Origin of the sequence: Gryllotalpicola kribbensis (assembly GCF_039538245.1) — a bacterium.
GTDB lineage: Bacteria > Actinomycetota > Actinomycetes > Actinomycetales > Microbacteriaceae > Gryllotalpicola > Gryllotalpicola kribbensis.
In genome coordinates this window covers 359,721-382,634 of record NZ_BAABBX010000015.1, presented here as the reverse complement: position 1 = coordinate 382,634, position 22,914 = coordinate 359,721, and the positions used below count along the sequence as shown (strand labels likewise).

Genomic DNA, 22,914 nt, shown 5'->3' with positions numbered 1-22,914 from the left:
GATGGCTTTCGACGCACTGAGCACGCCCGCCCCGACCGAGACGGCGGGCGTCCGGCGGCCACGCGTGCTGCGCATCGCCCACCATGCCGTGGTCTCGGAATGGCGCCAGCGCGAGCGCGAGCTGCGCGCCCTCGGCGCCGAGGTGTCGCTGATCTCATCGCAGCGGTGGAACGAGGGCGGCGCCGAGCTCACGCTCGACCCCGCGGGCGACCGCTTCGTGACCGGGGCGCGGACGATCGGCCGCCACCCCAGCGTCTTCCTGTACGACCCGCGGCCGATCTGGCGAGCGCTCGGGCAGCGGCCCGACATCATCGACATCCACGAGGAGCCGAACTCGCTCGCTGCGGCCGAGGTGCTGCTGCTGCGCCGGCTGCGCGGCAGCAGCGCGCCCTACCTGCTCTATTCGGCCCAGAACATCCGCAAGCGCTACCCGGTGCCGTTCCGCTGGCTCGAGCGGCGCGCGCTCGCCGGCGCGGGCGCCGTGTACGTCTGCAACGGCGAGGCCGGCGAGATCGTGCGCGCCAAGGGCCTGCGCGGAATCGCCCGCTACCTGCCGCTCGGGCTGCGCCTCAGCCTGTTCTCGCCCGCGCGTCGCGAGGCGCCGCACGGCACGAAGACCATCGGCTACGTGGGGCGGCTGGAGGAGCGCAAGGGGCTCGCCGTGCTCGTGCGAGCCGTCGCGCGGCACGCGGACTGGCGTCTCGAGCTCACCGGCGACGGGCCGCAGCGCGCCGAGCTCGCCGCTCTTGCGCGCGAGCTCGGCGCCGCAGATCGCATACATTTCCTCGGCTTCGCCTCGGGCCCGGAGCTCGCCCAGCGCTACCGCGCCGTCGACGTCGTCGCCGTGCCGTCGCTGCCCACTCCGGGCTGGCTCGAGCAGTTCTGCCGCGTCGCGGTCGAGGCGATGGCGTGCGGGGTTCCCGTTGTCGGCAGCGACTCGGGGGCGATCCCCGAAGTGCTCGGCGACGCGGGCCTCATCGCGACCCCGGGCGACGTCGACGCATGGGAGCGCGCGCTCGCCGAGGCGCTCGAGCCCGCGCGCTGGGGCGAGCTGCGTCGCCGCGGGCTCGCGCGCGCCGAGGGCTTCACCTGGGCAAGCGTCGCCCGCGCGCACCGCGACCTGTACGACGAGCTGCTGGCGCCGCGCGCGCTGCAGCACGCGCGGCCGGCACCGGGCGCGCAGCCGACGCCGGCGAGCGCCCGGCCGACGCCCCAGGTCGTCGTCGTCGCCTACGGTGACCCGGCCCCGCTCGATGAGTGCCTGGCCGGCCTCGGGGGCCGGTTCCCGGTCACGGTCGTCGACAACTCGTCGCTGCCCGAGACGCGCGCCGTCGCCGCCAAGCACGGCGCCCGCTACCTCGACGCGGGCGGCAACCTCGGCTTCGCCGGCGGGGTCAACCTGGCCATCGCCGATCTCAAGACCCGCGCTCTCGACGGCGCCGACGTGCTGCTCCTCAACCCCGATGCACACGTCGACGCCGTCGGGATCCGCGTGATGCAGGCGCGACTGGCCGCCTCACCCGATCTCGCCGCCGTCGGCGCCACGCAGCGCGAGCCGGGCGGCGACGCGCCGGTGCGCGTGTGGTGGCCCTTCCCCACGCCGTGGGGCGCCTGGCTCGAGGCCGCAGGCCTCGGCGCGCTCAACCGGCGCAAGGGCTTCGCGATCGGCTCCGTGCTGCTGCTGCGAGCAGAGGCGCTGGCCGAGCTCGGCCCGCTCGACACCCGGTTCTTCCTCTACGCGGAAGAAACCGATTGGCAGTTCCGCGCGCGCCGCGCCGGCTGGCGCATCGCGGTCGCCGACGTCGAGGCGACGCACGAGGGCGGCGGCACAGGCGGCGACCCCCGGGTGCGCGAGTCCCACTTCTACGGCAGCGCGGAGCGCTACCTGCGCAAGCACTACGGGCCGGTCGGCTGGCACGTCTATCGCGCCGCCAACGTCGTCGGCGCCGGTCTGCGCGGCGCCCTTCTTCCCGGCGTGCGTGGCGCCGCAGCACGGCGGCGATTCGAGCTGTTCACGCGCGGCCCCGTGCGTGTGGAGGAGGCGATGGGATGACGCGGCTGAACGTCGTGCACGTCGTGTGCACGGATGCCTTCGCGGGCGTCGAGCGCTACGTCCGCAACTCGGCGCTCTGGCTGAGTGCGAGCGGATGCCGCGTGACCGTCGTCGGCGGCGCCGAGGCGGCCCTGCGCCCCGTGCTCGAGGACGCGGGCGTCGCGTGGCTGCCCGGAGCGACGCCGGCCCAGGCGCTGCGCTCGCTGCGCGGGGTGCGGCACGCCGACGTGATCAACACGCACATGACGGCGGCCGACGCGGTCGGGGCGGTGGCCGGCGGGCTGCTACGTGCGCCGGTCGTGAGCACCCGGCACTTCGCGGCGGCGCGCGGCAGCAGCGCCGCGGCGCGCGTGCTCGGCGGGGGCATCCGCCGGCGGGTGGCCGCGCAGCTCGCGATCTCGGACTACGTCGCGGGGCGCATCGACGGCCGGAGCACGACGGTGCGATCCGGCGTTCAGAATGCCGCCGCGGTCACGGCGCCGCGCGAGCGCACGGTGCTCGTCGCGCAGCGGCTCGAGCCCGAGAAGCAGACCCGCCTCGCGCTCGAGGCGTGGGCGCGCCTGCGCGCGGGCGCAGGCGACAGCGGCCGGGATGCCTGGCGGCTCGTGATCGCCGGCGACGGCTCGCAGCGGGGGCAGCTCGAGCAGCTCGCCCGCGAGCTCGGCATCGCCGGCGAGGTCGACTTCCTCGGCCACCGCAGCGACATGGACGAGCTCTATCGCACGGCGGGTGCTCTGCTCGCGACGACCCCGATCGAGGCGTTCGGCCTCGCGGTGCTCGAAGCGATGTCGCACGGGCTGCCCGTCGTCGCGGCCGCCGCGGGCGGCCACCTCGAAACGGTCGGCGGGGTGGCGGGCGCGGCGCTGTTCGCGCCGGGCGACGCGGATGCCGCAGCGGGGCAGCTCGCGCGCCTGATCGGCGACCCTCGCGAGCGCGTGCGCTACGGAGACGCGCTGCGCGAGCGGCAGCGCGAGCTGTTCACCGCCGAGCGCCAGACCGAGGGAACGCTGCGCCTGTTCTGGGCGGTGGTGGGGTCGCGATGAAACTCGTCGTCTGCTCGCTCGAGCCGTGGGACCACGTCTGGCGGCGCAACCAATACCTCGTCGATGCGCTGCTCGCCGACGACCCGACCCTGGAAGTGCTGTTCGTCGAGCCGCCCGCCGACCCCCTGCACGCCCTGCTGCATGGGCGCCCCGCCCAACGCGGCCTCGGGCTGCGCGCCGTGCCGGGCTACGGGGGTCGCCTCGGCGTCCTCCAGCCCACGAAGCCGCTGCCGCGGCAGCTCGGCCCGCTGGCCGACGCCGCGCTCGAGCGCTCGGTGGTCGAGACGGTCCGCAGGCTGGGCTGGCAGAACCCGGTGCTGTGGGTCAACGACCCCGGCTGGGCCGGGCTCGTCGCACGCACCGGCTGGAGCGCGATCTACGACGTGACCGACGACTGGGCCGTGGCCGACCGCGCCCCGCGCGAGCACGCGCGACTGCAGGCGGCCGACGCCGCACTGCTCGCACGCTGCGCGGCCGTCGTCGTCTGCTCGCCGGCCCTCGCCGCGCGCAAGGGCGCGCAGCGCCGGGTCGAGCTGATTCCCAACGCGGTGGATGCTGACCGCTACCGGGTCCCCCGACCCCGGCCGGACGACCTGCCGCGCGGCGCCGTCGCGCTCTACGTCGGCACCCTGCACGAGGACCGCCTCGACGTCGACCTGGTGCTCGGCACGGCGGCGCGGCTGCGCCCGAGCGGGGGCACCCTCGCGCTGCTCGGCCCGAACGCGCTGTCGCCGGCGAACACCGAGCGGCTGGCCGCGGCGCCAGGCATCCGCCTGCTCGGCTCTCGCCCGCGCGATGCGGTGCCTGCCTATCTTCAGCACGCCCACGCGCTGCTCGTGCCGCACGTGACCGACGAGTTCACCGACAGCCTCGACCCGCTGAAGCTCTACGAGTACCTCGCCGTCGGCCGCCCGATCATCAGCACGCCCGTGGCGGGCTTCCGCGATCTCGATGTGGCGGCCGGGGCGACGGTGGCGGGCGGCGAGGCGTTCGGCACGGCCGTCGCCGCGGTGCTGGCCTCGTGGCGGCCGAGCAGGGTGCGCGCAGAGCTGCCCAGTTGGCGCGACCGGGCGACGGAGATGCGGCGCGTGCTGGAGCGCGCCGCGGGACGGATGGAGGTGCCGGCATGAGCGGCGTCATCGTGAACGAGTGGATCGAGCCGCAGGGCGGGGCCGAGAAGGTGCTCGACAGCTTCGCCGTCACCTACCCCGACGCGCAGATCGTGTGCCCCTGGAACGACGCGCCGGGGCGGTACGCGAGCTTCCGGGTGACGGAGAGCCGCCTTGCGCGCGGGCCCCTGCGCCGGCACAAGGCGCTCTCGATGCCGTTCATGCTCTCGGACTGGCGGCACGTGAAGGTGAAGGATGCCGACTGGGTGCTGTGCTCAAGCCACCTGTTCGCACACCACGCCCGGCTGCAGGGAACCGCCCGAGACGCGAAGAAGTACGTGTTCGTGCACTCGCCCGCCCGGTACATCTGGGAGCCGCAGCTCGACGATCGCGGTGCGGGGGTCCTCAAGCGCATGGCCGCCGTTCCGCTCAAGGCCGTCGACCGCCGGCGTGCGCAGGAGGCGCACAAGATCGCCACGGTGAGCCGCTTCGTCGCCGAGCGCGTCGAGCGCTGCTGGGATCGTGAGAGTACCGTGATCCACCCGCCCGTCGACGTGAGCGCCTTCGCCGACGACGCCGTCGGCGAGCTCAGCGCCGACGAGCGCCGCCTGCTCGACACGCTGCCCGAGACCTTCGTGCTGGGGGCGTCCCGCTTGGTGCCCTACAAGCGCGTCGACGTCGCGCTCGCCGCGGGCGAGGCGGCGCAGCTGCCCGTCATCGTCGCGGGCGACGGCCCCGACCGCGCGCGCCTCGAGGCGCTGGCCGCCGAGCAGAGCAGCCCCGTCCACTTCGTCGGCCGGCCGAGCACCCCGCTGCTGCGCGAGCTGTACCGCCGCAGCCTCGTCTACGTCTTCGCGCCCGTGGAGGACTTCGGCATCATGCCCGTCGAGGCGATGGCCACGGGAACACCGGTGCTCGTGAGCGCCCTGGGCGGCGCGTCGGAGACCGTCGTGGACGGCGTCTCGGGCGTCCACCTGCGCTCGTTCGACCGCGGCGAGCTGCGCCGCGCCGTCGAGGCAGCCGCGACGCTCGACCCCGAGGCCTGCCGCGCCCGCGCCCGCGAGTTCGACGGCGCCGGGTTCGGTGCGCGCATCAGGGAGTGGATGGCGAGCTGAGCCGCGGCCGCAGCGCCGCGGCGATCTCGTCGACGGCCGCGACCAGCTCGTGCGCGACCGCGTTCCACACCCGCGGGGGATGCCCCATCGGGTCGATCACGTCGTCATCGGGGTCCGCGCCCAGCATCTCCACCGGGTGCCTGCCGGAGGCCTCGGCCTCGAGCCACGCGCGGCTGAGGCCCGCGGCCGGTGGCCGGTGCGCCGTGATCCACCGGGCGAACTGCTTGATGGTGAACACGCGCGGCCACAGCTCCGCGTCGTCGGCGACGAGCTCGCGCGCCTGCTGCCGTGTCATCGTGATGACGAGATCGGCGAGCGCGAGGATGCCCGGCGTGAGCTGCGTGCTCTGGTGGGACTCGAGCCGCACGCCGAGGCCCGTGGCGACCCTGACGGTATCGGCGGGGATCTGATGGCCGCCGGGCAGGAACCCCGCCGACGCGACCTCGGCCCCGGCATCCGACAGCGCCCGCCGGGCGAGCGCCGCGGCGAGCGGCGATCTGCACATGTTCGCCGTGCAGACGAAGAGCAGCGACGGTCTCACGCTCTCACCGGCCATGGCCCGGTGCCTCACGCCACCTGCCGGGCGGCGCCCTTGATGTAGTAGGCCTCGCTCGGCTTCGAGACCGAGCGGCGCGACTTGTTCGCGACGATGCCGAGCAGCGGAACGCCGTTCTGGCCGAGCGTGTCGACGGTGCTCGCGAGCAGGTCGCGCGTGACCTTGCGAACGCCGGCGACGATGGCGACGCCGTCCGCGTGCTTTCCGAGCAGTGTCGCGTCGACCACGGTCAGCGCGGGCGGCGAGTCGATCACGACGAAGTCGGCGATCTGGCGCAGGTGCCCGAGCACGGCCGCGAGATCGGATGACGCGAGCAGGTCTCCCACGGCGTGGGCGGTGTCCCCGGCGGGCAGGATGCGCAGGCCGGCGTACGGCGTCGCGTGCAGCTCTGCGTCGATCTCGTGCGCCGAGACGCCGGAGTGTGAGCTGGACTTCTCGAGGATGGCGGCGAGGCCGTCGCCCTCGGCTGCGTCGAGGAAGTAGCGGTGCAGGGTCGGCCGGCGCATGTCGCCGCCGACGAGGATGACCTTCTTGCCTGCCCGGGCGAGCGACAGCGCGAGGTTCGCCGACACGAAGGACTTGCCCTCGCCCGGCTGCGCGCTCGTCACCACGATGACCGGCGAGCGCTTCGGCAGCAGCACCTGGATCGACGTGCGCACGCTGCGCATGCCCTCGAGAAGGGCGGTCGGGCGCACACCGGCGGCGGGCAGCAGGTCCTTGCCGCGCGCGGCGCGGCGGTCGAGGACGAGCTCGCCGAGCGAGCGCAGCCCGGTCAGGTGCTCGAACTCGCGCTCGTCGCGCACCCGCGTGTCGAACTGGTCGCGGATGAGCGCGACGCCGATTCCGGCGATGAGCCCGGCGAGCAGGGCGACCGCGACCACGGTGAGGGTGCCGGGGGCGGTGGAGACGCCCGGCTGCGCTGCCGTCATGACGAGCAGCGGCGCGCCCGCGTTCTTGACCGTCTGCAGCTGGTCGCCCACGCTGCCGAGGTCGCTGAGGGCGCTCGTCAGGCTCGCCTGGACGACCGCGTCGTTCGGGTGGGCGGTGGCCTGCTGCTGGTACTGCTGGGCTTGCGCGCTCGCATCCTTCTGGCGCGCGGTCAGTGTCTTCACGGCGTCGTCGACCTGCGCCTGCAGGTACGTGCCGTACTGCTTGACGACGGCCGTCGCCTGTCGCTGCGCCGCAACGGGGTCGTTCGATTTCGCCGCGATGTCGAGCGTCGTGGTCTGCGCTCCCGCGGTGCTCGTCACCGTGATCGTGCCGAGCAGCGCGGTCGCCGGCAGCCCGACGGACCGGGCGGCGGGCCCGAGCACCTTCTCCGTCGTCGCCGTCGACGAGTCGAAGTCGACCTGCACACCACCCAGCTCACCCGTCTGGGCGGCCTGGCTGAACGTCGGGTTCTCGCGCACGATCGCGGTCGCGGTGTAGCTGATGACGCGAACCTGCAGATAGCCGACGGCCGCCGCCGCCGCGATCACCATCATGACCGCGATCAGCAGGCGACGCGCCCACAGCACATCGATGAGTTGCCTGAAAGTCACGGTCTTCCTGTCGTCGGGTGGCGCGTGGCGGTCGATCGGTCGGGTGACCGACGCCATTCGATTACTAGTGAAGCATCCTCACCTTGATCGCTACACCCCCCGTTGGGGAGAGCGCCCGCCGGGGGCCGCCGTGGCTAGCCTGAGGGCCGTGAAGATCATCCCCACCGACGTGAGCGGCCTCATCGTCTTCGAGCCGGAGCCGCATCGGGACGAGCGGGGCTACTTCACCCGCACCCTGGACGTGAACGAGCTGCGCTCTGCGGGGATCGATCCGCACGGCTTCGTCCAGGAGAACCAGTCGCGGTCGTATCAGGGCGTCGTGCGCGGCATGCACGGCCGCCTCGGCACGGGTGAGGCGAAGCTCGTGCGCTGCGCGCACGGCGCCGTGCTCGACGTCGTCGTCGATGCGCGGCCCGACTCGCCGAGCTACGGAGAGGTGCGCCGCTTCGTGCTCGACGACCAGGTGCACCGTCAGCTCTACATCCCTCGCGGCTTCCTGCACGGGTTCCAGGCACTGACCTCGGTCACCGACGTCTGCTACAAGATGGACGACTTCTACGCGCCGGGCTTCGACGTCACCGTGGCTTTCGACGACCCCGAGCTGGCGATCGCGTGGCCGGCCCCCATCACCGTCGTGAGCGAGCGCGATCGCGCCGGCATCTCGTGGGGCGAGTTCCGCAGCAGGGTCGAGGCGGCCTGAGCCGTCAGCCGCGGCCGGCGTCTTCCTGCAGGGCGAGCCGCCCGTCGCGCTCCAGATAGCGCTCGCCGGTCTGCGGGCACACGAACGCGCCGTCGGCGAGCGCCGCGAGGCGCACGCCGGCGCGTCCGACCCAGGCGACGCGCGCGGCGGGCGAGCCGGCGACCACGGCGAAGTCGGGCACGTCCGAGACGACCACGGCGCCCGGCTCGACGACGGCCCAGCGCCCGATGACGGCGGGCCCGACGCAGCGCGCGCCCGCGCCGATCACCGCGCCGCTGCGCACCGTCACGCCCGCGAGATGGTCGCCGACCCGGCTGGCGAGGACCGCCTCCGCCTCGATCGTGACGGCGTCTTCGACCAGAACGGATTCCTGCAGCCGCGCGCCCTCGCGCACGACGCAGTTGCGGCCGATGAGCACGTTGCGGCCGATCACGGCTCCCGCTCGGATGTCGCAGCCGGTGCCCACCCGCGCGAACTCCCCGACGCGTGCGAGCCGATTCACCCGCGAGCGGTCGCCGATCGATGCGGTGGGGTCGATGCCAGGGGTGCGCACGGCGTGCATCGTGCTCAATACGCACCCACCGGGCGCAGGAGCACGCGGACCGTGCGCCAGAGGATGACGAGATCGCCCATCAGTGACCAGTTCTCGACGTAGAAGAGGTCGATGCGCACGCTCTCGTCCCAGCTCAGGTCGCTGCGTCCGCTGATCTGCCACATCCCGGTCAGTCCGGGTTTGATGTACAGCCGGCGCCGCACGTGGTCGGCGTATTCGGCGACCTCGCTCGGCAGCGGCGGCCGTGGGCCGACGAGGCTCATGTCGCCGACGAGCACGTTCCATAGCTGCGGCAACTCGTCGATGGAGTACCTGCGCAGCACGCGGCCGATGCGCGTGACGCGCGGGTCGTCCCTCAGCTTGAAGAGCATGCCGTTGCCGTCGTCGGCGAGCTCGCGCAGCGTGGCGAGTCTGGCCTCGGCATCCGTCACCATCGACCGGAACTTGATCATGCGGAACGTGCTGCCGTCCTTGCCGACCCGGGTCTGCCGGAAGAGGACGGGGCCGCCGTCGTCGAGTCTAATCGCGATGGCGGCGGCGAGTAGCAGGGGGCTGAGAGCGAGCAGGGCCGCCCCGGCGAGCAGCGCGTCGACGAGGCGCTTGAGGGTGTGCTTGCCGCCTTCGAAGCGCGGGATCTCGACATGGATGAGCGGCAGGCCCTGCACGGGGCTGAAGTGCACCCGCGGGCCGGCCACATCGACGAGGCGCGACGCGAGCACGAGGTCGGCGCCGCTGCGCTCGAGACTCCAGCTGAGGTTGCGCACGAACTCGCCCTCGTCGTGCGGCTGGCTGGCGACGATGACGGCGTCGGCGTCGAAGTCGACCGCGGCCTGCGCCACGGTGCCCGGCTCGCACACGACGGGCACGCGGCTCGTGCCCTCGCTCACGAGGTCGACGCCGGTGTCGGTCACGGCGGCGCCGACGACGTTGTAGCCCGCCCCGGCGAGGCTGATCTGGCGCAGCACGTAGCGCACGTCCTGCGCGCTGCCCACGACGAGGGCGCGCTGCAGATAGCGCTTGTCGACGGGCATTCCGGCGAGCCAGGTCCGCCAGCTCCAGCGGCCGGCGACGAGCAGCAGCAGTCCGACGGGCAGCGCCGCGGCGAACTCCCGGCCGAGGTGGATGGCGAGCAGGATGTCGACCACGCCGAGAACGCCGAACACGCCGATGCTGGTGTTGAGCACGTGCTTGTACTCGGCGGTGCTGCTGTGCAGCGTGCGGCGGCCGTGGCTGCCGACGAGGAACAGGGCGAGGTACCACACGGTGCCGATGGCGACGCACACCGCGAGCTCGCGGCCCATGGGGCCGTGGAAGCTGAGCCAGTAGCCGATGGCGAAAGAGGTTCCCATCGCGAGGGCGATGGCTGCGGCATCCGTGAGTCGCAGCCCGGTGAGGTAGCGGCGAGTCAGGCGCGCCTCGGGGGAGCGCTTGGTCTCGACGCGTGAGGGAGAGGGGGTTGAACCCGCCCTCGCGATGGGAAGTGCGGTGGGGTGCACGTCGGTGGTCATGGGCTCGGCATTCTCCGAAGGGGGTTAGTGAGAATTACTCGACTATGCCGACGTTAGTGACCGATGCGCGAGGGCACCGCCCCCACTGCTGGGGGTGAGGATTCTTCAACTATACGCGAAGCGGCCCGAAGCGCCGGTCACACCGGGCTTCGGGCCGCTCGAGCGCGGCGAGTCGCGAGCGCGACTCGGCCGGATTCAGAAGTTGATCATGTGCCCCGTGAGGCCGTGGAACGCCTCCTGCAGCGCCTCCGACAGGGTCGGGTGCGTGTGCACGTTGCGCGCGAGCTCGTTCGCGCCGAGGTCCCACTTCTGGGCCAGGGTGAGCTCGGGCAGCAGCTCGGAGACGTCGGGGCCGATCATGTGCGCGCCGACCAGCTCGAGGTGCTTCTTGTCGGCGATCACCTTGACGAAGCCGGTGGGGTCGGCAAGGCCGTGCGCCTTGCCGTTGGCGGTGAAGGGGAACTGCGCGACGACGACGTCGTAGCCCTCGGCCTTCGCCTGCTCCTCGGTGAGGCCGAACGAGGCGACCTGCGGCTGGCAGAACGTGGCGCGGGGCATCATGCGGTAGTCGCCGAGGGTCATGGTCTCGGCGCCGCCGATGGTCTCGGCGGCCACGACGCCCTGCGCCTCTGCCACGTGGGCGAGCTGCAGCTTGGCGGTGACGTCGCCGATCGCGTAGATGTTCGGCACGTTGGTGCGCATGTGGTCGTCGATCGCGATGGCGCCGCGGTCGGTGAGCTGCACGCCGGTCGACTCGAGGCCGTAGCCGGTCACGTTCGGCGCGAAGCCGATCGACATGAGCACCTTGTCCGCTGTGATCGAGCCCTGCGCGCCGTCCTTGTTGCCCGTGTAGCTCACGGTCACGCCGTCGGCGCCGTTGTCGACGACCGACTCGACCTTCGTGTCGACCAGGATGTTGACGCCGAGCTTCTTGTACTGCTTCTGGATCTCCTTCGAGACATCCGCGTCCTCGTTGGGCAGCGCGCGCGGCAGGAACTCGATGATCGTCACGTCGACGCCGTAGTTCTTGAGGACGTAGGCGAACTCCATGCCGATCGCGCCGGCGCCGACGATCACGATCGACTTCGGCAGCTCGCGAGTGAGGATCTGCGACTCGTAGGTCACGACGTTGTCGGAGAGCTGCACGCCGGGCAGCAGGCGCACGGTCGAGCCCGTGGCGATGATGGCGTTGGCGAACGAGACGATCTCGGTCGAGCTGTCGGACTTCGTCACCTCGATGGTGTTCGCGTCGAGGAAGCGGCCGCGGCCGTCGAACTCGGTGATGCCGTTCTTCTTCATCAGGAAGTGGACGCCCTTGACGCGCCCGTCGGCGACGCTGCGGCTGCGGTCGAACGCCGCGCCGTAGTCGAAGCTCACCTCGCCCGAGATGCCGAAGGTCTTGGCATCGTTGTGGAAGATGTGGGCGAGCTCCGCATTGCGCAACAGCGCCTTCGAGGGGATGCAGCCCACGTTGAGGCACACGCCGCCCCAGTACTTCTCTTCGATGATGGCGGTCTTGAGACCGAGCTGAGCGGCGCGGATGGCGGCGACATAGCCGCCGGGGCCCGCACCGAGGACAACGACGTCAAAGTGTGCACTCACGCCTCAAACCTATTCCTGTGCGTCGCGCGTCGCTAACTCGGCCCAGCGAACTCCCGAGTCCGCGGGGCGCCTCTCACCGCTCGGCGTCGGGCAGGTACGCCGCCGCCTGCAGACGGAACAGTTCGGCATAGCTCCCGTCGAGGGTCATCAGCTCGTCGTGAGAGCCATGCTCGGCCACGCGCCCGTGGTCGAGCACGTAGATGCGGTCGGCATTGCGCACGGTCGAGAAGCGGTGAGAGATGATCAGCGCGGCCCTGCCCTGCAAGGTGCGGCGCAGCGACGAGAACAGCTCGTCCTCCGCCCGCGGGTCGAGGGCGGCGGACGGCTCGTCGAGAACGACGAGCGGGGCATCCCGATAGAACGCGCGCGCGATGGCGACGCGCTGCCACTGCCCGCCCGAGAGGTCGTGACCGCCCTCGAACACGCGGGTGAGCGGCGTCTCGTAGCCCGCGGGCAGTGCCGAGAGGGCGCCGTCGATGTCCGCAGCGCTCGCCGCGGCGCGCACGGATGCCTGATCGGGGGTGTCGTCGGGGCGGCCGAGCGCGATGTTGGTCTCGGCGTCGAGCGCGTAGCGCACGAAGTCCTGGAAGATCACGGCCGTGCTCGCGCGCACGGCCCCCGGCGGCAGATCGGTCACGGGCACGCCGTCCCAGGTGACCGCGCCGTGGTCGGCGGGGAAGAGGCCGGCCAGCACCTTGGCGAGCGTCGTCTTGCCCGAGCCGTTCTCGCCGACGAGGGCGACCACCTCGCCGCGGCCGATGCGCACCGAGACGCCGTCGAGCGCGGCTTCGACGCGCCCCGGGTAGGTGAACCGCACGTCCCGCGCGACGATCTCGTCGAAGTCGATCGGGTCCCCGTGTACCTCGAGTTCGGGCACGCGCGGTGCGAGGGTCATGAACTCGTGCAGGTCGTCGAGGAAGAGCCCGGATTCGAAGATCGTCTGCACGCCGCCGGACAGCGCCTGGACCTGCGTCGCGAGCATGCGCACCGCGACGAGCGCGGCGCCGGCGGCCGCGACGCTCAGGCCGCCGCCCGCGATCAGCCAGACGAGCACGAGCAGCGTGCCGCCGAGCACGAGAGCGGCGGTCAGCTGCCCGATCAGGTTGAAGCCGCCGCGTCTGCGCAGGTGCGCGCCGAGCTCGTGCAGATAGCGCCCGTAGAGCGCATCGAGCCGCGCGCGCAGGTTGCGCGACAGGCCGAAGGCGCGCACCTCCTTGGCCTCGTCGCGGCCGGTCAGCAGAAGCAGCAGATAGGTGCGCAGCCGCGCCCGCTGGGTCTGCGCGACGTTGAAGCGGTACTCGAGCCGGCTCTCCTGGCGGGAGGTGAGCATCACGGGGATCCCGCTGATCAGGATGAGGGGCAGCAGCAGCGGGCTCAGCGAGTACAGGGTGGCGACCAGGCCGATGCTCGTCGCGAGGGCGCCGATGCACGAGATGACGCCGTTCGTCACCTGGAACGGCCGGGTCAGGGCGCTCGAGCGCACCCGGTCGAGTCGGTCGAAGAACGTCGAGTCCTCGAACTGCCTCAGGCCGACGCCGGTCGAGACGTCGAGCACGCGCCGCCACATCGTGCGCGTGACGGACTCCCCGACGAAGCGCGAGAGCGAGCCCTGCAGCGAGCCGGTCGCCGCCGTGATGGCGGTGAGCAGGGCGAGCACGGCGACGGGCAGCACGACGTCCGCCGCCCCGGTGCGAGCAACGTCGAGGATGCCTGTGAGCACCCACTGCGTCGCGAGCACCTGCAGCGCCGTCAGCCCCGCGCCGACCAGTTGCAGAGCGGTCAGCGCGGCGAACGAGCGGCGCGCCGACTCCCAGACGAGCGCGGTGCTCTCGCGAACGAGGCGGGAGAGGCGGCCGACGCTCTTCTTGGGCGCGGGCGCCCCGGTCGGGGTCGGGCTCACAGTCGGAGGCTACCCTTGACGAGCATCTCTCAGTTAGTGTTCGAGGCCCCCCTCATCTGGGCACAGCTGAGGGATTGTCAGGTTTTCCTGCGCATTGTTACCGTCGGACCACCCGTGCGGGGGCTTCTCGTCGGGTGTCTCCCGGATCACAAGGATCGCAACATGGCATATGAAGCACCTCGCGTCCGAACGGTCGGGCTCGTCGCCGACGTGACTCTCGCTCAGGGCCAGTTCGGCCATGACGACCAGTGGGTGTCCATCGACACCACCACGGGTCAGATCACGCAGTACGGACCGACCTACGGCACGCATGTCTCCTGAGACCTGCGTGTCGCCCCTGGCGCGGTTCGCCGCGCCAGGGGCCCCGGGAAGCGATGACTGACCGCGACTACGTCCGCCCGACGCCCGACGAGATCGCCTTCGGCGTCGTCGGCGACACCGCGGGCTTCTCGGTGACCGGCCTGCACCCGACCGGCGCGCGTGCCGCGCTCGAGCTCGAGATCGCCCGCTGCTTCGGTGACCGGCCTGTCTATGTCAGCTTCTCGGGCGGCCGCGACTCCTCCGCCGTGCTGGCCGTCGCCACATCGGTCGCACGTCAGCGCGGGCTGCCCGACCCGATCCCCGTGATCCGGCGCTATCCGGGCGATCCCGACTCCGATGAGACCTCTTGGCAGAACCTGGTGCTCGAGCACCTCGGCATCCGGCATCCGATCGTCATCGACGTCGTCGAGCGCGCGACGTACCTCGACGACGCGGTGACGGCGAATCTGCGCCGCCGCGGCCTGCTGTGGCCGCCGGCGCTGCAGCTCGACGACCCGATGCTGCCGCTCGTCGCCCACGGAACCCTCCTGACCGGCGAAGGCGGCGACGAAGTGCTCGGCCCCCGCCGCATCACGCCGCTCACCCTGCTGCTGAGGCTCGGCCGTCGCCCGCGCCCCGCGCTTCTGCGCTGGGCGCTGCTTTCGGTGTTCCCACGTGGCCGCGGGCGTCTGAATCGCGAGCTGAGACAGGGCATGGGCTGGCTCACGGATGCCGGGCGCCGCGAGCTCGTCGAGAGGCTGCGCGCGGCCGATCACCGCCCGTGGCACTGGGGGCGCGAGACGATCGAGCTGCTGGGGCGCCGCGTTCCCGACGTGCTCGCGCGCAACTATCAGAGGGCCGCAGACGACCACGGCGTGCGCATCGCGCACCCGCTGCTCGCGCCCCGCTTCGTGCGCGCGCTCGCCGCGGAGGGAGGCCGGTGGGGATTCGCCGGCCGCACGGCCGTGATGCGCCATCTCTTCTCCGACCTGCTGCCAGACGAGCTGCTCGCCCGCTCGACGAAGGCGCACTTCGGCGCGGTGCGGTGGGGCGACGCCGAGCGCCGCTTCGCGCGGGACTGGGACGGCGGCGGCCTGCCGCAGTGGATCGACCCGGAGCGGATCCGCGCCGAGTGGCTCTCCGAGCACCCCGCGGGTGCGTCGGTGCTCGCGCTGCACGCGGCGTGGCTGCATGCCGAGGGGCTGCCTGTCGAAGGCGCCTCCGAGGTGAGCGGCGCCCCCGGCGCGCAGGCGGCGGCGTCCCCCCGAAATGGGCATAACTGAGACATTGTCAACTATCGGGTGCCTCGTTAGCTTCGAATCAAGCCTGTGCCGGGACTTCCTGCCGGGTGACTCATTCAACGAAGAAAGGAGCCCGCAATGGCATACGAAGCTCCCAGCATCCGTACCGTCGGTTCGGTCTCTGGCACCACGCTCGCGCAGGGGACGGACGGCAACGACGACCAGTTCCTGTTCTTCACCTGGGGCACCGACCACAAGGTGTCCTGAGCCGAGCCGGTGACCGTCCCCCGGGCGGATCCGTCCGCCCGGGGGATTCCCGCTCCATCGACCCGACCAGTGAGAGCAGCCGCATGAGCACCCGTCCCCGCCTCCGCCGCGTCGCGGCCCTCGGCCCTCACGGCTGGGGCCGCATCGCGCGCACCGCCGTCGTTGCGCGGCGCATCGAGCGGTCCCTGCGCCGCGAGACCCTCGACGCGACCGCGCGCCGCTTCGGCGCGGTGCTCGCCTTCGAGCCGCCGCGCGAGGCCGATGCGCTGCCGGCGCTGAGTGCCGCCGAGCGCGGCGAGCTCGCCCTCGCGGCGCGCGTGCTTCAGCACCGGCCGTTCAACGGCACCTGCCTGCGCAGAGCCCTGGTCTTCGCCGACATCCTGCGTGACCGTGCCCCCGTGCTGCGCGTCGGCGTGGCCAAAGACGGCGGCGAGGTGACCGCGCACGCGTGGGTCGAGCTCGACGGCGTCTCACTCGACCCCATGGCGCTCGAGCGCTTCACCGTTCTGCGCGCACCCGAGCTGGAGGCCGCGAAATGACCTGGCGCACCACGATCTACGGCCTCAGCGTGCAGGCCGACCGCGCGCTGCACGCGGCGCCCACCGAGCTCTGGACCCACGCCGCCGACGTGTCGCTGACCCACGAGCAGCACGAGGTGCCCTCGCACGGCCCCGGCGATGGCGTCATCACGATGCACTACGCGCCGGGCGGCGAGGACCTCTATTACTGCGAGCAGCGCGCGGACGGCACGTACCTGCTCGTCTTCGTGGATGCCTGCGAGTTCGAGGTCTCGGAGGACCTCACGCAGGCGGTCGTCCGGCGACACCGGGGCGCGACCCCCGGCATCGAGTCCGTGCTGACCCTCGGGGGCTTCCTCGCCTGGCAGCTCTATCAGCGCGGGCACCTCGTGCTGCACGCGAGTGCGGTCGAGGTCGGCGGCGGCGCGATCGCCTTCACGGGCAACTCCGGCATGGGCAAGTCCACGATGGCGACCCTGATGTGCGCCGCCGGTGCGCGGATGCTGGCCGACGACGTGCTGCGCATCGACTCGGTCGACGCGCAGCCGGTGGCGCGCCGCGGCTCGTCCGAGCTGCGGCTGCGCAAGGGCGCCGACACGCTCGCCGCCGCATTCGACGGGGCATCCCCCGATCGCCGCCAATCGGCCGACGACCGCCAGGTGCTGCGCCCTGCAGATCAGGCGGGCGACCGGCTGCCGCTGCGCGCCCTCTTCATTCCGCTGCCGACCCGCGACTCCGACGAGATCCGCATCGACCGGATCTCGCCGGTCGACGCGGTCTTCCTCCTGCTGCGCTTCCCGCGACTGCTCGGCTGGCAGGACGAGCGCGTGCGCACGGCACAGTTCGCGCTTATGAGCGCGGTCGCGGCATCCGTGCCGCTCAGCCTCATCCACGTGCCGTGGGGTCCGCCGTTCAGCGCCGGCATCGCGCCGGCGATCCGCGCAGAGCTCGAGCTCGAGCGGCAGGGGCGGCGCCTCCAGCTCGGAGTGCCGGCGTGACGCCGCCGAGCGGGGACCGCGCACTCGCGCGGCTGCTCACGCAGAGCATCATCGGGGTCTCCGGCGAGCCCCTCGGCCCCGAGGTGCGCGCGGTGCCGGTCGAGACCGTCATCGCCGCGGGCGGCGACCATCGCGTCACGCCCGCCCTCGCCCGCCGCGTCGGCAGCGCGCCCGATGCGCCCCGCGAATGGGCCGACCGACTCGCGCCGCACCGCACGCTGCAGCTCATGCGCCACATGCAGGCGAGCGGCGACCTGCGCCGCATCGCCGAGGTGTTCGCGCACGCGGGCATCGCCTGGGCCGTGGGCAAGGGCCCGGTCGCGGCCGACCTCATCTGGCCGAGCCCGGACATGCGCGAGTACTACGACCTCGACGTCTTCGTCGGCCGGGGCGACTTCGCGGCGGCGCTCGACGAGCTGCTGGCGGCCGGGTGCACGCTGGTCGACCGGAACTGGCCGGAGCTCAGCCGATCGATGCGGGCGGAGATCGGGCTGCTCGGCCCCGCGGGCACGCACATCGACCTGCACTGGGACATGGCCGTGCCGCCCAAGCTGCGTCGCGCGTTCCGCACCGACATGGCGAGCATGCTGGGCCGCGCGCGCCCCGCGCGGCTCGGCAGCGGGGTCGCGGTGTCGGTGTTCGACCCGGTCGACACCGTCGTGCACCTCGTGTTCCATGCCGCACAGGCGGGCGCCAACAGGCTGATGTGGATCGCCGACATCCATCACGCGACCGCACAGCCCGGCTTCGACTGGGCCGAGTTCGCGCGCCGCACCGCTGCGGCCCGCACGACGGTCGCCTCCGCGCTCGTGCTCGACCGGGTCTCCCGCACCCTCGGCTTCCGGAACCCGCCGCCCGCCGCGGTGCTCGCCCCCGCGGCGAGCGTGTGGGGGCGGCTTGCCCGCGAGCGCGACGAGAGATACCCGTTCCCCGGCCTGCCCGGCGACCGGCACCAGGGCGGAACGCTGTTCTCGAGCGCCCGCGAGCACCTCGCCGCGAGCGCGCTCGATGCCGCCGTGGCGAGCTGGCGCGTGCGGGCGACCGAGCGCCGCATCACGCGCGGCGCCGACGAGCGGATTCTGCGCCGCGACGTTCCCGACGCGGCATCGCGCACGGCCTATCTCGAGGCCGTCGCCGCGGTCTGAAGAGGCTCAGGCCTCGAGCAGCGCCTTCTCGCGCAGCTGGGCGATGAAGGCGGCCGTGTCGGCGTCGGCGCGGCCCTGGTCGATGGCGTACTCGTCGACCAGGGCCGCGGCCAGCTCGCTCTGCGTGCGCTCCTCGGTGAGCAGCTTCGCCAGGGTGGCGCCCGCGACATTGGTGGTCAGGTAGGCCGACGTCGCCAGGTCGAGAATGACGAGCTCGCCGTCGATCTCCTGCCAGGTCAGGCCCTCGGTGCGCAGCTTCATGACTCTCCTTGTTGAAAAAACGTCAGCTTTCTCAACTATCGCGCCGCGTGCGCATCGAGGGGATGCCCAGAACGGGGGCTGGCCTCACTCCTCGGCGAACCCGGCGCGGTCGACCGCGCGGTGGTACCGCATGCCGGCGAGGCCGCCGAGCAGCGCCCCGACGAGGCTGAGCACCGCCACGACGATCGCGGTGACGATGCCGCCGGCCGCCAGTGTGCCCTCGTCGATGGGGATGCGGGGGAAGCTGTTCAGATTCCCGAGCACGTCGTACTTCGAGCCGGCGATGGCCGCGATGACGGCGCCGATCACGGCGAACACGACCGCCCAGATCCAGACGGCGAAGCCCTGGCGGATGCCCGCGAAGCGCGCCATCCGCCCGGCGACGTACCCGCCGCAGAAGTACGAGACGAACAGGATCACCGCGAGGGCGATCGCGCCCACGACGCCGACCGTCGTGGCGTTGGCGCCGGCGGCCTGGGCGGCGCTGTTCGCGTCGCCGTTGTTGGTTCCGAGCCCAACGCCGGCGCCCATCGCGCTCAGGATCGCGACGAGCAGCACCGCGAGCCCCATCGCCGATAGCCAGCCGAAGAACGCCGAACCCCACTTGATGCCGCCGAATGCGGCGGCTTCCCGGCCGACCACGTCTCTGCGCGTCACGACCTCTTCGCGCGGCGCGACCACCTCGTCCCGCGGGGTCACGACCGCCTCGCGCGGGGCGGCGCCCTCGTCGACCCGGGCGCCCACCGAGTCGCCGCCTCGGCCGCCGACCGCGCGGTTCGCCGACACGGGCCGCTCGTCGACCGGCCGCTCGTCGAGCGTCTCATCGGCCGGCTCTGCGTCGACCGGGTCCGCGTCGACGTGCTTGCCGACGTGGTCGCCCGGCTCCGGTGTGTTGCGCTGATAGGTGTCGCTCATGGTTCGCTCCTCCCGCACTGACGGGTGATGTGCGCCGAGCGATACCCGGAAGCGGCGGCCTCCAAACGGCGCGCTATGCCGAGAGCATGGTGGCCGCGGGCATCCGGATGCCGGTCGCGGCCTCCCAGCCGCCGGCCGCGATGTTGTAGTCCACAAGGAACTCGAGCGCGCTGCGCGCCGCCGAATCGGCGAGCACCAGCAGGGCCTCGCGCGTGCGGCCCTCGGCGAGGTCAGCGGCCTCGCGCGCCGAGACGGCCATGTCGAAGTCGGGCTCGCGCAGGCGGTCGCGGTGGAAGGTGTGGTCGTCCACCGCGCGGGCGAGCCGGTGGAGGGCATCGCGGTCGGCCACGCACGGCGCCTGCTTCTGCGCGGTGCCGGCGCTCGCCGGAAGCTCTGCGATCGCGGCGAGGGTGACCGCTGCGGCCACCACGCCGCCCAGGAGGAATCCTCGCGTGTACAACATGTATTTATGTTATGCGCGTGCCCGTGCTGCTCCCTGGGAAGACGCCGAGCGCGGCATCCGCCCGCCGCTCCCTAGGCTTGCCCCGTGCCCGTCGAAATCTCCCAGGCCACCGCTGCCGACGCCGAGCGCGTCGCCGAGCTGGCCGCCCGCACCTTCCCGCTCGCCTGCCCGCCGAGCTCCCCCGAGGCCGAGATCAACGCCTTCATCGCCCAGCACCTGAGCGCTGCACGGTTCGCCGAGTACGCAGCGGATGCCGACCGGCTCGTGCTCCTCGCCGACGACGGCACGGGCCTCGCCGGCTACGCGATGCTCGTCTTCGGCGAGCCGTACGACCCGCAGGTTGCGGCGCAGCTCACCGCGTGGCCCACCGCCGAGCTGAGCAAGATCTACGTCGCCCCCGAGCATCACGGGTCGGGCGTCGCGGCCGTGCTGATGGCAGCCGCCGTCGACGCGGCGGCGAACCGCGGTGCGGCAGGCCTCTGGCTCGGCACCAACCAAGAGAACGTGCGGGCGCAGCGCTTCTATGCGAAGAGCGGCTTCGTGGGCGTCGGCGTCAAGCGCTTCCGCCTGGGCGAGCGGTGGGAGGACGACTTCGTCTTCGAGCGCGTTCTCGCGCAGGTGGCGCAGCGATGACCGGCGCGCGCGCATCCGTCTATGAGGCCGTGCTGGCGCGGCGCTCCTACTCCAAAGTGACGGAGGAGGCGCCCACGACGGCCGAGGTCGAGCGCCTGCTCGAGGCGGCCGCGACCGCCGCCGATCACGCAGGCCTCGCACCGTGGCGGGTGATCGAACTGCGCGGCCGGGCGCGCGAGCGGCTGGGCGACGCGCTCGCGCTGGCGGCGGCGAACGCCGGGGCGGATGCCGACGCTGCGGCATCCCAGCGGAGCAAGCCCCTGCGCGCCGAGCTGCTGCTCGCCGTCGTCGTGAGCTACCGCGAGAGTCACAAGGTCGAGCGGTGGGAACAGGAGGTGGCCGCCGCGGGCGTCGCTCACCTGCTCACCCTGCTGCTCGACGACGCCGGCTGGGGTGCGATGTGGCGCAGCGGCCCGCACACCCGCACGCCCGAGGTCGCCGCCGCGCACGGCCTCGGCGCCGACGAGGCCCTGCTCGGGTGGATCTACGTCGGCGGCATCCCCAGCGGGGCCCGCCGCGAGCGCCACGCCACGGTCGATCTCGCCGAGCGCCACACGGTGCTGGCAGCCGACTGAACGGATGCCCCACGGTGTGCACATTCCAGGGAGGATGGACCCATGGCCACTGTTGAACTGACCAAGGACACCTTCGAGCAGACCGTGCTCGGCGACGGCATCGTCGTCGTCGACGTCTGGGCCGACTGGTGCGGCCCCTGCAAGATGTTCGCCCCGATCTTCGACCAGAGCTCCGAGGAGAACACCGACATCGTCTACGGCAAGCTCGACAGCGACGCAGAGCCCGAGCTCTCCGGTGCACTCGGCATCCAGGCCATCCCGACCCTGATGGTCTTCCGCGACGGCATCGGCCTCTTCCAGCAGGCCGGCGCGCTGCCCAAGCCGGCGCTCGACGACATCATCGCGCAGGCGCGCGCTCTCGACATGGACCAGGTGCGCGCCCAGCTGGCCGCGCAGGAGCAGGGCGACCAGTAGCCTTCGAGGGTGACTGCCCCCGGTGCCGCGTTCTTCGACGTCGACGAGACCCTGGTCTCGGTGCGCACGCTCGAGTCGTTCCTGCTGTTCTACCTGAAGCGCGTGCCCGAGATGGTGTCGCCTGCGCGGCTGCGGGAACTCGCCGAGCTCGTCGTGACCCTCGAGCGCAGCGAGTTCAACCGGGTGTACTACGGCATCTGGGCGGGCCAGCCCGTCGAGCAGGTGCTCGCGGCCGGGCGCGACTGGTACGTCGAGACCTCGGCGCAGCCCGGCTTCTACCGCCCGAACGTGCTGGCGAAGCTGCGCGAACACCAGGCAGCGGGCGCGCGCGTCGTGCTGGTCTCGGGGTCGTTCCCGCCGCCGCTCGCGCCGATCGCCGCCGCGGTCGCCGCCGACGCGGTGTACTGCACCGAGCTCGAGGTGGGGGCCGACGGCCGCTACACGGGCGTGATCAGTGCGGCGATGATCGGCGACGACAAGCGCACGGTCGTCGACGCGTACCTCGCCGGACTCGGCCAGGCTGCGCCGAGCTGGGGCTACGGCGACCACTCGAGCGATCTGCCCCTGCTCGAGCGCGTCTCGAGCCCCGTCGTCGTCGGCTCGGACCCGGCGATGCTCGAGCTCGCGGGCGAGCGCGGCTGGCCCGTGCTGCCGATCGAGCAGCCGCTCGCGCCGCGCGCGTGAAAGGCGTCGCGCCACGCTAGCGTTATGAGCACGCCCTCTCTCCCTACCCGAAGGAGAATCGCATGCCTTCCATCGCCGCCGCCCTGCACGATCTGCTCGGCAGCAACGATCTGACCGTCGAGCAGGCCGTCGCGCGCCACGTCACCGACGACTACCGCCAGAGCACCGATGGCGTGTGGATCGATCGCGCCGCCTACGTGCAGCAGATCGCTCAGCTGCGCGGATTCATCGAGCGGATCGCCGTCGAGGTGAAGGGTGAGCTGACCGAGGGCTCGCACTACGCCGAGCGCCACATCATCACGGTCACGCGGCGAGACGGCGGCACCGCCGCCCAAGAGGTCTTCCTGTTCGGCGAGGTCGCGGCCGACGGCCGGTTCGCCCAGCTCGAGGAGCTGACGCGCCAGCTGCCGTAAGGGCCCGAAGGCGCCGTGCCGTCAGGCGCGACGCAGCTCGCGCAGCTGCGTGTCGATCAGCTCGCGCAGCTCGCGAGGTCGGAACGGCTTCGGCATGTAGACGTCTGCGCCGGCGCGGATGCTCTCGGACTCGTCGGCATCCGCGACGTGCGCGCTCAGCACGACGACGAACGCTCCGCTGATCTGGCGGATGCGGCGAGTCGTCTCGAAGCCGTCGATCCCAGGCATCCGGATGTCGACGGTGATGATGGCGGGGTCGTGCGCGCACACCGCGGCGACGCCGTCGAGGCCGTTGTCCGCCTCGATGACGTGCAAGCCCGCGTGCTGCAGCACAGCGCTGATCAGCGACCGAATGCCTTCGTCGTCCTCGATGACGACAGCGCTCGGAGGTGCATGCCGGTCCATCG

Annotated in this window: 26 protein-coding genes; 16 read left to right on the top strand and 10 right to left on the bottom strand. The window is 72.4% G+C overall.

What is annotated here, in order from left to right; all coding sequences use genetic code 11:
• The first annotated feature begins 1 nt into the window (after nucleotide 1).
• Genes ABD716_RS11290 through ABD716_RS11275 form a run of 4 tightly spaced genes read left to right on the top strand, consistent with a single transcriptional unit; the run spans nucleotide 2 to nucleotide 5,320 of the window.
• Nucleotides 2-2,053, top strand: a complete 2,052-nt coding sequence (locus ABD716_RS11290) for a glycosyltransferase (protein ID WP_344776870.1) — start codon at nucleotides 2-4, stop codon at nucleotides 2,051-2,053.
• Nucleotides 2,050-3,096: a glycosyltransferase family 4 protein gene (locus tag ABD716_RS11285; RefSeq protein ID WP_344776868.1), complete on the top strand. Its 1,047-nt coding sequence runs from the start codon at nucleotides 2,050-2,052 to the stop codon at nucleotides 3,094-3,096. Before ABD716_RS11290 ends, ABD716_RS11285 begins: the two co-directional genes overlap by 4 nt.
• Nucleotides 3,093-4,226 (top strand): glycosyltransferase, encoded by a 1,134-nt coding sequence (locus tag ABD716_RS11280; RefSeq protein WP_344776866.1) that lies wholly within the window; start codon nucleotides 3,093-3,095, stop codon nucleotides 4,224-4,226. Before ABD716_RS11285 ends, ABD716_RS11280 begins: the two co-directional genes overlap by 4 nt.
• Nucleotides 4,223-5,320: a glycosyltransferase gene (locus tag ABD716_RS11275; RefSeq protein ID WP_344776865.1), complete on the top strand. Its 1,098-nt coding sequence runs from the start codon at nucleotides 4,223-4,225 to the stop codon at nucleotides 5,318-5,320. Before ABD716_RS11280 ends, ABD716_RS11275 begins: the two co-directional genes overlap by 4 nt.
• Here ABD716_RS11275 and ABD716_RS11270 read toward each other — a convergent pair.
• Together ABD716_RS11270 and ABD716_RS11265 are read right to left on the bottom strand one after the other, a co-directional pair.
• The gene (locus tag ABD716_RS11270) at nucleotides 5,298-5,876 is read right to left on the bottom strand and encodes an arsenate reductase/protein-tyrosine-phosphatase family protein (protein ID WP_344776863.1); all 579 of its coding nucleotides are present in this window, start codon (nucleotides 5,874-5,876) and stop codon (nucleotides 5,298-5,300) included. The genes ABD716_RS11275 and ABD716_RS11270 overlap by 23 nt on opposite strands.
• A gap of 11 nt (nucleotides 5,877-5,887) precedes the next feature.
• Nucleotides 5,888-7,417, bottom strand: coding sequence for a polysaccharide biosynthesis tyrosine autokinase (locus tag ABD716_RS11265; RefSeq protein WP_344776861.1), 1,530 nt, complete (start codon nucleotides 7,415-7,417; stop codon nucleotides 5,888-5,890).
• Between the two features lie 148 nt (nucleotides 7,418-7,565).
• On the opposite strand from ABD716_RS11265, the gene rfbC reads away from it, so the two are divergent.
• Nucleotides 7,566-8,117 (top strand): dTDP-4-dehydrorhamnose 3,5-epimerase, encoded by a 552-nt coding sequence (gene rfbC, locus ABD716_RS11260; protein WP_344776859.1) that lies wholly within the window; start codon nucleotides 7,566-7,568, stop codon nucleotides 8,115-8,117.
• 4 nt (nucleotides 8,118-8,121) lie between these two features.
• Here the strand turns inward: rfbC and ABD716_RS11255 are convergent, their stop codons facing one another.
• The 4 genes from ABD716_RS11255 to ABD716_RS11240 form a co-directional block, all read right to left on the bottom strand.
• Nucleotides 8,122-8,679 carry an LbetaH domain-containing protein gene (locus ABD716_RS11255; RefSeq protein WP_344777259.1) on the bottom strand — a complete coding sequence of 186 codons (558 nt, stop codon included), beginning with the start codon at nucleotides 8,677-8,679 and terminating at the stop codon, nucleotides 8,122-8,124.
• A gap of 5 nt (nucleotides 8,680-8,684) precedes the next feature.
• Complete coding sequence (locus ABD716_RS11250; protein ID WP_344776857.1) at nucleotides 8,685-10,178, bottom strand: sugar transferase; 1,494 nt, start codon at nucleotides 10,176-10,178, stop codon at nucleotides 8,685-8,687.
• A gap of 195 nt (nucleotides 10,179-10,373) precedes the next feature.
• Nucleotides 10,374-11,780 carry a dihydrolipoyl dehydrogenase gene (gene lpdA, locus ABD716_RS11245; RefSeq protein WP_344776855.1) on the bottom strand — a complete coding sequence of 469 codons (1,407 nt, stop codon included), beginning with the start codon at nucleotides 11,778-11,780 and terminating at the stop codon, nucleotides 10,374-10,376.
• 73 nt (nucleotides 11,781-11,853) lie between these two features.
• Nucleotides 11,854-13,680 (bottom strand): ABC transporter ATP-binding protein, encoded by a 1,827-nt coding sequence (locus tag ABD716_RS11240; RefSeq protein ID WP_344776853.1) that lies wholly within the window; start codon nucleotides 13,678-13,680, stop codon nucleotides 11,854-11,856.
• Nucleotides 13,681-13,842: 162 nt separating this feature from the next.
• Here ABD716_RS11240 and ABD716_RS11235 point away from each other — a divergent pair, with 162 nt between their 5' ends.
• The 6 genes from ABD716_RS11235 to ABD716_RS11210 all read left to right on the top strand — a co-directional run bounded on the left by ABD716_RS11235 (nucleotide 13,843) and on the right by ABD716_RS11210 (nucleotide 18,149).
• Nucleotides 13,843-14,001, top strand: coding sequence for a hypothetical protein (locus tag ABD716_RS11235; protein WP_344776851.1), 159 nt, complete (start codon nucleotides 13,843-13,845; stop codon nucleotides 13,999-14,001).
• Between the two features lie 53 nt (nucleotides 14,002-14,054).
• Complete coding sequence (locus ABD716_RS11230; RefSeq protein WP_344776849.1) at nucleotides 14,055-15,263, top strand: asparagine synthase-related protein; 1,209 nt, start codon at nucleotides 14,055-14,057, stop codon at nucleotides 15,261-15,263.
• Nucleotides 15,264-15,359: 96 nt separating this feature from the next.
• Nucleotides 15,360-15,488 carry a hypothetical protein gene (locus ABD716_RS11225; RefSeq protein ID WP_344776847.1) on the top strand — a complete coding sequence of 43 codons (129 nt, stop codon included), beginning with the start codon at nucleotides 15,360-15,362 and terminating at the stop codon, nucleotides 15,486-15,488.
• An 83-nt stretch (nucleotides 15,489-15,571) separates the two neighbouring features.
• Nucleotides 15,572-16,027, top strand: a complete 456-nt coding sequence (locus ABD716_RS11220) for a lasso peptide biosynthesis B2 protein (protein ID WP_344776845.1) — start codon at nucleotides 15,572-15,574, stop codon at nucleotides 16,025-16,027.
• Complete coding sequence (locus ABD716_RS11215) at nucleotides 16,024-17,004, top strand: phosphoenolpyruvate carboxykinase (ATP) (RefSeq protein ID WP_344776843.1); 981 nt, start codon at nucleotides 16,024-16,026, stop codon at nucleotides 17,002-17,004. The genes ABD716_RS11220 and ABD716_RS11215 overlap by 4 nt, the downstream gene beginning before the upstream one ends.
• Nucleotides 17,001-18,149 carry a nucleotidyltransferase family protein gene (locus ABD716_RS11210; RefSeq protein ID WP_344776841.1) on the top strand — a complete coding sequence of 383 codons (1,149 nt, stop codon included), beginning with the start codon at nucleotides 17,001-17,003 and terminating at the stop codon, nucleotides 18,147-18,149. Before ABD716_RS11215 ends, ABD716_RS11210 begins: the two co-directional genes overlap by 4 nt.
• 6 nt (nucleotides 18,150-18,155) lie before the next feature.
• On the opposite strand, the gene ABD716_RS11205 is transcribed toward ABD716_RS11210, so the two are convergent.
• The 3 genes from ABD716_RS11205 to ABD716_RS11195 form a co-directional block, all read right to left on the bottom strand.
• A complete protein-coding gene (locus tag ABD716_RS11205) occupies nucleotides 18,156-18,410 on the bottom strand; it encodes a PqqD family protein (protein ID WP_344776839.1) in 255 nt (84 codons plus the stop codon).
• 84 nt (nucleotides 18,411-18,494) lie between these two features.
• On the bottom strand, nucleotides 18,495-19,325 hold the full coding sequence (locus tag ABD716_RS11200) for a hypothetical protein (RefSeq protein ID WP_344776837.1): 831 nt from the start codon (nucleotides 19,323-19,325) through the stop codon (nucleotides 18,495-18,497).
• Between the two features lie 73 nt (nucleotides 19,326-19,398).
• Complete coding sequence (locus tag ABD716_RS11195; protein WP_344776835.1) at nucleotides 19,399-19,788, bottom strand: hypothetical protein; 390 nt, start codon at nucleotides 19,786-19,788, stop codon at nucleotides 19,399-19,401.
• A gap of 84 nt (nucleotides 19,789-19,872) precedes the next feature.
• Between ABD716_RS11195 and ABD716_RS11190 the strand changes: the two genes are divergently transcribed.
• The 5 genes from ABD716_RS11190 to ABD716_RS11170 all read left to right on the top strand — a co-directional run bounded on the left by ABD716_RS11190 (nucleotide 19,873) and on the right by ABD716_RS11170 (nucleotide 22,507).
• Complete coding sequence (locus ABD716_RS11190; protein ID WP_344776833.1) at nucleotides 19,873-20,421, top strand: GNAT family N-acetyltransferase; 549 nt, start codon at nucleotides 19,873-19,875, stop codon at nucleotides 20,419-20,421.
• Entirely contained in the window at nucleotides 20,418-20,996 is a 579-nt protein-coding gene (locus tag ABD716_RS11185; RefSeq protein WP_344776831.1) for a nitroreductase family protein, read from the top strand. Before ABD716_RS11190 ends, ABD716_RS11185 begins: the two co-directional genes overlap by 4 nt.
• A 42-nt stretch (nucleotides 20,997-21,038) precedes the next feature.
• A complete protein-coding gene (gene trxA / locus ABD716_RS11180; protein WP_344776829.1) occupies nucleotides 21,039-21,410 on the top strand; it encodes a thioredoxin in 372 nt (123 codons plus the stop codon).
• 9 nt (nucleotides 21,411-21,419) lie between these two features.
• Nucleotides 21,420-22,094 carry an HAD family hydrolase gene (locus ABD716_RS11175; protein WP_344776827.1) on the top strand — a complete coding sequence of 225 codons (675 nt, stop codon included), beginning with the start codon at nucleotides 21,420-21,422 and terminating at the stop codon, nucleotides 22,092-22,094.
• Between the two features lie 62 nt (nucleotides 22,095-22,156).
• Complete coding sequence (locus tag ABD716_RS11170) at nucleotides 22,157-22,507, top strand: hypothetical protein (protein ID WP_344776825.1); 351 nt, start codon at nucleotides 22,157-22,159, stop codon at nucleotides 22,505-22,507.
• Nucleotides 22,508-22,528: 21 nt separating this feature from the next.
• On the opposite strand, the gene ABD716_RS11165 is transcribed toward ABD716_RS11170, so the two are convergent.
• Nucleotides 22,529-22,912, bottom strand: a complete 384-nt coding sequence (locus ABD716_RS11165) for a response regulator transcription factor (protein ID WP_344776823.1) — start codon at nucleotides 22,910-22,912, stop codon at nucleotides 22,529-22,531.
• Between the last annotated feature and the right edge of the window lie 2 nt (nucleotides 22,913-22,914).